The following is a 9,672-nucleotide window of genomic DNA, read 5'->3' as shown; positions in this document are numbered from 1 at the left end:
CAGCTGGGGTTCCAGCGGCGCTTCGACGCCGGTTTCCGCGCCGCGCGCGAGGCGCTGCGCACGGGGCGGCTCGGCCGCGTGCACACCATCCGCACCGTCACGTCCGACCCCGCACCCCCGCCGCCGGAGTTCCTGGCCCGCTCGGGCGGGCTGATCCGCGACTGCCTGGTGCACGACTTCGACGCGGTGCGCTGGCTGACGGGCCGGGAGGTGACGGAGGTGTACGCGCGGGGCGCGACCGGCGGCGCGGGCGCGGCGGTCTTCCGTGCGGCGGGCGACGTGGACACGGCCGCCGTCCTGCTCACCCTGGACGACGGCACCCTGGTGACGGCGACGGCGACCCGCTGCAACGGCGCGGGCTACGACGTGCGGACGGAGCTGTCCGGGGAACTCGACCAGTGGGTCGTGGGCCTGGACGCCCGGACGCCCGCGACGTCGGCGGAGCCGTCCGGCCCGCCCCCTCCGGCCCGCCCCTGGACCGGTTTCCTGGAGCGCTTCGGCGCCGCGTACCGCACCGAGCTGGCCGCTTTCGTGCGGGCGGCCCGCGGCGAGGCGCCCAACCCCTGCCCGGCCCGCGAGGGCCTGTACGCCCTGCTGGTGGCGGAGGCGTGCGAGACGTCCCGCCGGGAGAACCGGCCGGTCCGCCCCGCCGCCCCCGTAGAACCCGTAGAACCCGACCCCGAGGAACCCGGCCCCGCAGGCTGATCCGGGGTCATACGTACGTCACAGGCGTCACGTTCCCGCCGCCCTTCCGTCACAGCCGTACGACAGCGCCTCATCGATGGTCACTCTGCGTCGTTCACGGGACAACAGTCGTGGTGATCGACAAGGCCGCGCCGCAGCTCCCCCGACGGACCCCCCTCCGTCGCTGCGGCGCAGCGGAGAGGCGCGAGATGACTGGCCGTCGACTCTGGTCCTACAAGGAGATCGCAGCGCACATCGGCGTGCAGACCGATACCGTGCGGACCTACCGGAAGCACGGGCTGCTGCCCAAGCCCGACCTGACCGAGGGCGGCAAGCCCTACTGGTTCGCGGACACCGTCCGCGCCTGGGTGGCCTCCCGCCCGGGCAACCGTTCCCGGCGCGGCACCGGGAACTGACCCTCCATCCGCCCACCCTTCCGGCCCCGGACCGCCCGCGCGGTCCGGGGCCCCGTCGGTGGACCACCGGGCGCACAACCCCCGGGCACGGATGTCCGGTTCACCCCCACAGGAATACCCCCAGGGGGTAAGGTGTTCCCACTGGTGCACGGCACCACGACCAACCCTTCCGAGGAGAACCGTCATGAGCTCCCAGACCACCGACTCCGTCACCGTCTACCGCGTGACCGGCATGACCTGCGGCCACTGCGAGTCCGCGGTGACGGAGGAGATCTCCGCCCTGCCCGGCGTGGTGTCCGTCAAGGCCGTGGCCGCCGCCGGCCAGGTCACCGTGACCTCCGCGGCGCCCCTGGACGACGAGGCCGTCCGCGCGGCGGTGGACGAGGCGGGTTACGAGCTCGCCGGCCGCGACTGACGCCTCACCCGCGGCGGCGGCAGAGCCCCACGCGGCCGCATAAGTGACACAACACCCACACACTTGCCCTCTTGCCCGACTGCGCCCGTTATGGCAGGAGACCTAGATCACAGCAATCCCAACGTAACCATTGCGGGGGGTCGAGGGTCTAACCAGGCAGTGCTGGATCGTCTTGGGGGACGGTACCGGCCACGCGTGGCCGGGGCACGTACCCGGGGAGCTTTGAGCGGCCCTCCCGTACGTACGCGTCCCGGCAGATCGCGTCGGTCGCGCGCACCGAGGCTCCCGGCCGGATCCCGTGGGGGGAATCCGTACCGGGGAACGGGAAGCGCCCCGCTCCGACCCGTGGGGGGATCGGGGGCGGGGCGCTTTTCTCAAGCCCTGCGAAAAGCCCTGAGAGCCATGGCGGCTCTCAGGGCTTTTGTCGGCTCACGGCCTTGCGTGCGGCCTCGCGGCTCGCGGCCTCGTGCGGATCAGGCGTGCTCGACCGGGAGGTCGCGCTCGACGACGCCGGTGTAGATCTGGCGCGGGCGGCCGATACGGGAACCCGGCTCCTTGATCATCTCGTGCCACTGGGCGATCCAGCCCGGGAGGCGGCCGAGCGCGAAGAGCACGGTGAACATCTCGGTCGGGAAGCCCATGGCCCGGTAGATCAGACCGGTGTAGAAGTCCACGTTCGGGTAGAGGTTGCGCGAGACGAAGTAGTCGTCGGAGAGCGCGTGCTCCTCGAGCTTCAGCGCGATGTCGAGCAGCTCGTCGGACTTGCCGAGCGCCGAGAGGACGTCGTGCGCCGCCGCCTTGATGATCTTCGCCCGGGGGTCGAAGCTCTTGTAGACGCGGTGCCCGAAGCCCATCAGGCGGACGCCGTCCTCCTTGTTCTTCACCTTGCGGATGAAGGCGTCGACGTCGCCGCCGTCGGCCTGGATGCCCTCGAGCATCTCCAGCACCGACTGGTTGGCGCCACCGTGCAGCGGGCCCCACAGGGCGTTGATGCCGGCGGAGATCGACGCGAAGAGGTTGGCCTGCGAGGAGCCCACCAGGCGCACGGTCGAGGTCGAGCAGTTCTGCTCGTGGTCGGCGTGCAGGATCAGCAGCTTGTCGAGCGCGCTGACGACGACCGGGTCCAGCTCGTACTCGGCGGCGGGCACCGAGAAGGTCATGCGCAGGAAGTTCTCGACGTAGCCGAGGTCGTTGCGCGGGTAGACGACCGGGTGGCCGATCGACTTCTTGTACGCGTACGCCGCGATCGTCGGCAGCTTGGCGAGCAGCCGGATCGTGGAGAGGTGGCGCTGCTTCTCGTCGAACGGGTTGTGGCTGTCCTGGTAGAACGTCGACAGCGCGCTGACCACGGAGGACAGCATCGCCATCGGGTGCGCGTCACGCGGGAAGCCGTCGTAGAAGCGCTTGACGTCCTCGTGGAGCAGGGTGTGCTGGGTGATCTCGCCCTTGAAGGCGTCCAGCTCGTCGCCCGACGGGAGCTCGCCGTTGATCAGCAGGAAGGCGGTCTCGAGGAAGGAGCTGCGCTCGGCGAGCTGCTCGATCGGGTAGCCCCGGTAGCGCAGGATGCCCTGCTCGCCGTCGAGGTAGGTGATCGCGGATTTGTAGGCGGCGGTGTTGCCGTAACCGGAGTCCAGGGTCACCAGCCCGGTCTGGGCGCGGAGCTTGCTGATATCGAAGCCCTTGTCGCCGACGGTGCTGCCGACCACCGGGTAGGTGTATTCGCCGTCCCCGTACCGCAGTACTACAGAGTTGTCGCTCACGTCATCCCTCACCGACGTTGTGCCTCTTCTTCGAGGTGCCCTGACTACCCCTACCTTCCCCCATTTGGACGATGCACGTGCACTCGGGGTCGGCCATAGGGCCTAAAGACGGCACTCAGTGCCGTCCAGCCTGGCCATACTGCCCCCTTCGCCCCGGTTGGTAAACCGATGAGAGACGAATCCCACCCCGGATCCGCGCCTCCCGGGCCTCTTCACGCGCAGGAATGGCCCTTTCGACCCTTCACAAAACCTCCCCGAGCGGACTCACCTCGCCAGCCGGTGATCGAGCGCCGTACACCTCCTGCCTGCGGAGACGGTCCGTACGGCCTGCCCGAGCGCCTTCCGCGAGCCCACGAGCACCACCAGCCTTTTTGCCCGGGTTACCGCGGTATAGAGCAGATTGCGCTGGAGCATCATCCAGGCACCCGTGGTGACGGGGATCACCACGGCCGGATACTCGCTGCCCTGCGAGCGGTGGATGGTCACGGCGTAGGCGTGGGCGAGCTCGTCGAGTTCGTCGAAGTCGTAGCCCACCTCCTCGTCCTCGTCGGTGCGTACGGTCAGCCGCTGCTCGACGACATCGAGCCCGGTGACGACGCCCACCGTCCCGTTGAAGACTCCGTTCTGCCCCTTTTCATAGTTATTGCGCACTTGGGTGACCTTGTCGCCGACGCGGAAGACCCGGCCGCCGAAGCGCTTCTCGGGCAGGTCGGGCCGGGCGGGTGTAATGGCCTGCTGGAGCAGCCCGTTGAGGGTGCCGGCGCCCGCCGGGCCGCGGTGCATCGGCGCCAGCACCTGGACGTCGCGGCGGGGGTCGAGCCCGAACTTGGCGGGGATGCGCCGGGCCGCCACGTCCACGGTGAGCCGGCCCGCCTCCTCGGTGTCCTCCTCGGCGAAGAGGAAGAAGTCCGTCATCCCCTGAGTGAGGGGATGCGCCCCGGAGTTGATGCGGTGTGCATTGGTGACCACGCCGGACTGCTGCGCCTGCCGGAAGATGCGCGTGAGCCGGACGGCGGGGACGGGGCCGCCGGGCGCCAGGAGGTCGCGCAGCACCTCCCCGGCGCCCACGGAGGGCAGTTGGTCCACATCGCCCACCAGGAGCAGGTGGGCCCCGGGGGCCACGGCCTTGACGAGCTTGTTGGCCAGCAGCAGGTCGAGCATGGAGGCCTCGTCCACGACGACCAGATCGGCGTCCAGGGGGCGGTCCTTGTCGTACGCCGCGTCCCCGCCGGGCTTGAGCTCCAGGAGGCGGTGGACGGTGGACGCCTCGGCGCCGGTCAGCTCGGAGAGCCGCTTCGCGGCCCTGCCGGTGGGCGCCGCGAGCACCACCTTCGCCCCCTTGGCCCGGGCCAGTTCGACCACGGACCGGACGGTGAAGGACTTGCCGCAGCCGGGCCCGCCGGTGAGGACCGCGACTTTGCTGGTGAGCGCGAGCCGGACCGCCTCCTGCTGCTCGGTGGCCAGCTGCGCGCCCGTGCGGCCCGCGAGCCAGGTGAGGGCCCGGTCCCAGTCGACGTCCCGGAAGGCGGCGAGCCGGTCGCCCTCGGCGCCCAGCAGCCGCTTCACCTGCCCGGCCAGGGACAGTTCGGCGCGGTGGAAGGGGACGAGGTAGACGGCGGTGACGGGCTGCCCGTCCTCCGGGCCGGGAACGCTCTCGCGGACGACGCCCGGACCCTCCTCGCCCTCCTGGGCTGCCAGTTCGGCGAGGCAGTCGATGACGAGGCCGGTGTCGACCTGGAGGAGCTTCACGGCGTCCGCGATCAGCCGCTCCTCGGGGAGGTAGCAGTGGCCCTGGTCGGTGGACTGGGAAAGGGCGTACTGCAGGCCGGCCTTGACCCGCTCGGGGCTGTCGTGCGGGATGCCGACGGCCTGGGCGATGCGGTCGGCGGTGAGGAAGCCGATGCCCCAGACGTCGGCCGCGAGGCGGTAGGGCTGGTTGCGGGTGACGGAGATGGAGGCGTCGCCGTACTTCTTGTAGATGCGCACGGCGATGGAGGTGGAGACGCCCACCCCCTGGAGGAAGACCATGACCTCCTTGATGGCCTTCTGCTCCTCCCAGGCGGCGCCGATCAGCTTCGTGCGCTTCGGGCCGAGGCCGGGGACCTCGATCAGGCGCTCCGGCTGCTGCTCGATGACGTCGAGGGTGTCCGTGCCGAAGTGCTCGGTGATGCGGTCGGCGATGCGCGGGCCGATGCCCTTGATCAGGCCGGAGCCCAGATAGCGGCGGATGCCCTGGACGGTGGCGGGCAGGACGGTGGTGTAGTTCTCCACGGTGAACTGCCGCCCGTACTGCGGGTGGGAGCCCCAGCGGCCCTCCAGGCGCAGCGACTCCCCCGGCTGCGCCCCGAGCAGCGAGCCGACCACCGTGAGGAGATCGCCGCTGCCCCGGCCGGTGTCGACGCGGGCGACCGTATAGCCGCTCTCCTCATTGGCGTAGGTGATCCGCTCCAGGACACCTTCGACCACTGCCATCTGGACCATGCACCGACGGTACCGCCGCGGTCTGACAGGTGTTCGGGCCTGTGGACAACTCCCCCGGGCCGCGCACGGCAGAGGGGCCCGGTCCGACGACCGGGCCCCTCGTATCCCCCCAAAACCGGCTTCCCCTGAATCCCCCCGGATCCCTCCCCGGGAAGCCCGATGACAAGTACGACCCACCCGGGCCGTAAAGGGTTGCAGCGCTTTCAAGGAGTTATCGTTCCGTTACCCCTTGTGCGATTTCAGGATCGGCGGCTACCACGGGTAAGCCGGAGCCGTACCGAGGGTAACGATTTCGGCGTCTCCCGGGCCGTCCCCCGCGACGGTGCGGCGCCGGGGCATGTCGCCGGCCTCCCCGGGGAACCCGTCCCCCATGAAGCTCGCCTTCTCCACCCTCGGAGTGCCCGGACTGCCCCTGTGGGAGGTGGTGCGGCTGGCCCGTGCGCACGGCTGGGACGGCGTGGAGCTGCGGGCGCACCCGGAGGAGCCCGTGCACCCCGGGTGCGGGGCGAAGGAGCGGGAGGCGGCGGTCGCGGAGTTCGCCGGGGCGGGCGTGGAGATCCTGGCGGTGGCCGGGTACGCACGGGTCGCCGCCGCCGGCGACGACGCGCCCGTGCTGCACGAGCTGTCCGGCCTGGTCCACCTGGCGGCCGACCTCGGCGCCCGCTATGTGCGGGTCTTCCCCGGCGGCGGCGACCTGCCCGCGGAGGAGGCCGACGCGACGGCTGCCCGGCGGCTGGGCACGGTGGCGCCCCTCGCCGCCGACCGGGGCGTCCACGTGCTGCTGGAGACGCACGACTCGCACCGCCGGGCCGCGGACGCCGCCCGGGTGCTCGGCCCCGTGGGGCACGCCAACATCGGCGCGCTGTGGGACGTCCTGCACACCTGGCTCGGCGGCGAGACCCCCGCCGAGAGCTTCCCCGTGCTCGCCCCGCACCTGGGCTACGTGCAGGTGAAGGACGTCGCTTCGGCCGAGGCGCTCGATCCGCTGCCGCTGGGCGCGGGGGCGCTGCCGCTCGGCGAGTGCGTCCGGGTGCTCACCGGGTCGGGCTGGGACGGCTGGCTGTGCTGGGAGTACGAGAAGCGCTGGTACCCGCAGGCGGCCGGTTTCGAGCAGCTGGCGGCGCCGGGGGCGGAGTACTTGCGCGGCCTGCTCGCCGCCGCCCCGCCAGGGCCGTGACGCCCACCCCGGACACCAGCAGCACCGCCGCGCCCCAGCGCAGCGGGCTCACCCCCTCGCCCAGCACGAGCGCCGCCGACGACATGCCGAAGACGGGCACCAGCAGGGTGAAGGGCGCGACCGCCGAGGCGTCGTAGGTGCGCAGCAGGAAGCCCCACGCGCCGAAGCCGAGGACGGTGGAGACCCAGGCGACGAAGAGGATCGCCCCGGCGCCGCTCCAGTCGAGCGACCGCAGCGCCGCGGCGTCCGCCTCCGGGCCCTCGAAGAGGAGCGAGAGCAGCAGGAGCGGCAGCACCGGCACGGTGCTCACCCACACCATGAAGCGCAGCGCGTCGGGCGGCGCGGCCTTGCGCGTGATCACGTTGGACACGCCCCACACGGCCGCGGCGGCCACGACGAGCGCGAAGCCGAGGAGCGTTCCGGAGGCGCCCTCGTCGACGGCGGCCACCGCGATGCCCGCCAGCGCCAGGGCCATGCCGAGGAGGCGGGTGCGGCCGAGCCGTTCGCCCAGTGCGGCGACGGCGAAGAGGGCCGTGAAGACCGCCTGCACCTGCAGGACGAGCGAGGAAAGGCCGGCCGGCATCCCCAGGTGCATGCCGGTGAACAGCAGGCCGAACTTGCCCACGCCGAGGACCAGTCCGACGGCCGCGATCCAGCGCCACCTGACCTGCGGCCGCCCGACCAGGAAGACGGCCGGGACGGCCGCGGCGAGGAAGCGCAGGGCGGAGAAGAGCAACGGCGGGAAGTGGTCGAGGCCGACGTCGATGACGACGAAGTTGACGCCCCAGACGGCGGCGACGAGAACGGCTAGGCAGAGGTGCAGGGGACGCATACGGGCCAGCCTCGCCGCCCGGACTCTGTAGCACCAGCACAGGTTCCTTCATGATGGGATTCAGCAACGCTGAAACGACGAGGGGGACTTCCGTGCTGGACCTGGCCCGCCTGCGGGCGCTGCACGCGGTGTCGGTGCACGGTTCGGTGAGCGCCGCGGCCGTGGCCCTGGGCTACACGCCGTCGGCCGTCTCGCAGGCCGTCACCAAGCTGGAGCGGGAGACGCGCACGACGCTGCTGGAGCGGCGCGGGCGCGGTGTGGCGCTGACCGACGAGGGGCGGCACCTGGCGGCCACCGCCCGGCAGTTGCTGGCCCTGGTCGAGCAGGCGGAGACGGAGCTGGAGGAGCGCCGGGGGCGGCCGGCGGGCCGGCTGGTCGTCGGGGCGTTCGCGTCGGCCGCGCGCGGCCTGATGCCCGCCGTGCTCGCCCGGCTCGGCAGCGACCACCCGGCGCTCGACGCCCGGCTGCTGGAGGTGGACCCGCACCTGTCGGCCGACCTGGTCTCCCAGGGGGTCATCGACCTCGCGGTCACGCACGACTGGGACATCGCCCCGCTGGCCGCCCCGGAGGGCCTGGAGCGGGCGGTGATCGGTGACGACCGGTGCGACGTGCTGGTGCCGGAGGGCCACCCGCTGGCCGGCCGCGAGGTGCTCGACCGGACGGACCTGCCGCACCACCGGTGGATCTGCCAGCCGCCGGGCGCCGTCTGCCACGACTGGCTCGTGCGGACGCTGCGCGCCACCGGGCACGAGCCGGACCTCGCCTACCAGGTCGCCGAGAACCACACCCACCTCGCCCTGGTCGCCGCGGGCCTGGGCATCACGCTGATGCCCCGCCTGGGGCGGGGCCCGCTGCCCGCGGGCGTGCGCGCCGTGCCGCTGGAGCCGGTGCCCGTGCGGCGGCTCTTCGCCCTGTGGCGCACGGGGGCGGCCCGCCGGCCCGCGATCACCGAGGCCGTCCGCGTGCTCCACGAGCAGTGGCCCCTGAGGACGTTCTGAACCACCGCCCGGAGGGCGTTCAGCAGCTGGTCAACCGGCTTGATCACATGCTTGCACCACTCGCTCGAATCGTATGATGCAGCCTCGGCGAGAGGGCTGCACACATGACGGTGGACACCAAGGAACGGCTGATCCGGGCGGCGGACACCGTGCTGCGGACGCAGGGGTACGCCAAGTCGAGCGCACGGACGATCGCCAAGGAGGCGGGGGTCAATTCGGCGCTGGTCTTCTATCACTTCGGGGGCGTCGACCCGTTGCTGTTCGCGGCGCTCGACCGCTCCTCCGCCGAGCGCATGGAGCTGCTCACCGAGGCGGTCGCGGACGCCCGCACCCTCGAGGACCTGGTGGACGCCGGCACGCGCGTGTACCGCAGCGACATCGAGGCCGGGCACCTGACGCTGTTCTCCGAGCTCGTCGCCGCCGCCGTCGCCAAGCCGGAGCTGCGCGCGGAGATCCGGGAGCGGGCCGAGCCGTGGATCGCCTTCGTCGAGCAGACCCTGGAGCGGGTCATCGGCGGGACGCCGCTCGCGCGCCTGACCCCGCCGCGCGACCTCGCCAACGCCGCGATCACCTTCTACCTCGGGGTCAACCTCTTCACCGTCCTGGACAGCGACCGCTCCCGTACGGAGTCGGTGTTCGCGATGGCCCGGCGGCTCGCGCCGCGCGCACGGCTGCTGACCCGGCGGCTGCCCGCGCTCGGCGTGAAGCGGCGCGCACGCGACTGACGCGCGCCGGGTGCGGGAACCGCTCCGGGGCGCCGTCCGTCCAAGGGCCGTGCTGCCGCCGTACCCGCAGAGCGGTGTCGGCCCGCGCCGCCGGCCGGTTGCTGACTCTCCCTCTCCGCCGCCTGCGGAAGGCAGCACGCCGTCGCCGGCGCGCCCCCCGCTCCACAGCGCCGGCGGCGGGTCC

The 9,672-nt window shown here is 72.2% G+C and carries 8 protein-coding genes and 1 pseudogene; 6 read left to right on the top strand and 3 right to left on the bottom strand.

From position 1 onward, the window contains the following. From V7793_RS27030 to V7793_RS27020, 3 genes are all read left to right on the top strand, one after another. Positions 1-705 (top strand): Gfo/Idh/MocA family protein (locus V7793_RS27030; RefSeq protein WP_336010938.1); only part of this gene is annotated, 705 nt, incomplete at its 5' end. A 188-nt stretch (positions 706-893) separates the two neighbouring features. Beyond that, entirely contained in the window at positions 894-1,100 is a 207-nt protein-coding gene (locus tag V7793_RS27025; protein WP_336010937.1) for a helix-turn-helix transcriptional regulator, read from the top strand. A gap of 184 nt (positions 1,101-1,284) precedes the next feature. Continuing rightward, a complete protein-coding gene (locus V7793_RS27020) occupies positions 1,285-1,515 on the top strand; it encodes a heavy-metal-associated domain-containing protein (protein WP_336010935.1) in 231 nt (76 codons plus the stop codon). 473 nt (positions 1,516-1,988) lie between these two features. Here the strand turns inward: V7793_RS27020 and V7793_RS27015 are convergent, their stop codons facing one another. Continuing rightward, positions 1,989-3,275 carry a citrate synthase gene (locus V7793_RS27015; RefSeq protein WP_336010931.1) on the bottom strand — a complete coding sequence of 429 codons (1,287 nt, stop codon included), beginning with the start codon at positions 3,273-3,275 and terminating at the stop codon, positions 1,989-1,991. Positions 3,276-3,539: 264 nt separating this feature from the next. After that, complete coding sequence (gene recD2 / locus V7793_RS27010) at positions 3,540-5,756, bottom strand: SF1B family DNA helicase RecD2 (RefSeq protein WP_336010928.1); 2,217 nt, start codon at positions 5,754-5,756, stop codon at positions 3,540-3,542. Positions 5,757-6,093: 337 nt separating this feature from the next. Between recD2 and V7793_RS27005 the strand changes: the two are divergent. Further along, positions 6,094-6,816 (top strand): annotated as a pseudogene (locus V7793_RS27005) (sugar phosphate isomerase/epimerase family protein); the annotation flags it as partial. On the opposite strand, the gene V7793_RS27000 reads toward V7793_RS27005, so the two are convergent. Next, positions 6,791-7,765, bottom strand: a complete 975-nt coding sequence (locus V7793_RS27000) for an EamA family transporter (protein WP_336010925.1) — start codon at positions 7,763-7,765, stop codon at positions 6,791-6,793. The pseudogene V7793_RS27005 and the gene V7793_RS27000 overlap by 26 nt on opposite strands. A 92-nt stretch (positions 7,766-7,857) precedes the next feature. Between V7793_RS27000 and V7793_RS26995 the strand changes: the two genes are divergently transcribed. Together V7793_RS26995 and V7793_RS26990 are read left to right on the top strand one after the other, a co-directional pair. Then, positions 7,858-8,763 carry a LysR family transcriptional regulator gene (locus V7793_RS26995; RefSeq protein WP_336010922.1) on the top strand — a complete coding sequence of 302 codons (906 nt, stop codon included), beginning with the start codon at positions 7,858-7,860 and terminating at the stop codon, positions 8,761-8,763. 104 nt (positions 8,764-8,867) lie between these two features. Then, complete coding sequence (locus V7793_RS26990; protein ID WP_336010920.1) at positions 8,868-9,488, top strand: TetR/AcrR family transcriptional regulator; 621 nt, start codon at positions 8,868-8,870, stop codon at positions 9,486-9,488. Positions 9,489-9,672: the final 184 nt, after the last annotated feature.

The organism is Streptomyces sp. KLMMK (assembly GCF_036961605.1).
Lineage (GTDB): Bacteria > Actinomycetota > Actinomycetes > Streptomycetales > Streptomycetaceae > Streptomyces > Streptomyces telluris.
This window is presented reverse-complemented; position numbering and strand designations above follow the sequence as displayed.

What these genes read in the sequence shown, in the direction of transcription:
- V7793_RS27025 (WP_336010937.1), top strand. Translation starts at nt 894, where the DNA reads ATGACTGGCCGTCGACTCTGGTCCTACAAGGAGATCGCAGCGCACATC.
- V7793_RS27020 (WP_336010935.1), top strand. Translation starts at nt 1,285, where the DNA reads ATGAGCTCCCAGACCACCGACTCCGTCACCGTCTACCGCGTGACCGGC.
- recD2 (WP_336010928.1), bottom strand. Translation starts at nt 5,756, where the DNA reads ATGGTCCAGATGGCAGTGGTCGAAGGTGTCCTGGAGCGGATCACCTAC.
- V7793_RS27000 (WP_336010925.1), bottom strand. Translation starts at nt 7,765, where the DNA reads ATGCGTCCCCTGCACCTCTGCCTAGCCGTTCTCGTCGCCGCCGTCTGG.
- V7793_RS26990 (WP_336010920.1), top strand. Translation starts at nt 8,868, where the DNA reads ATGACGGTGGACACCAAGGAACGGCTGATCCGGGCGGCGGACACCGTG.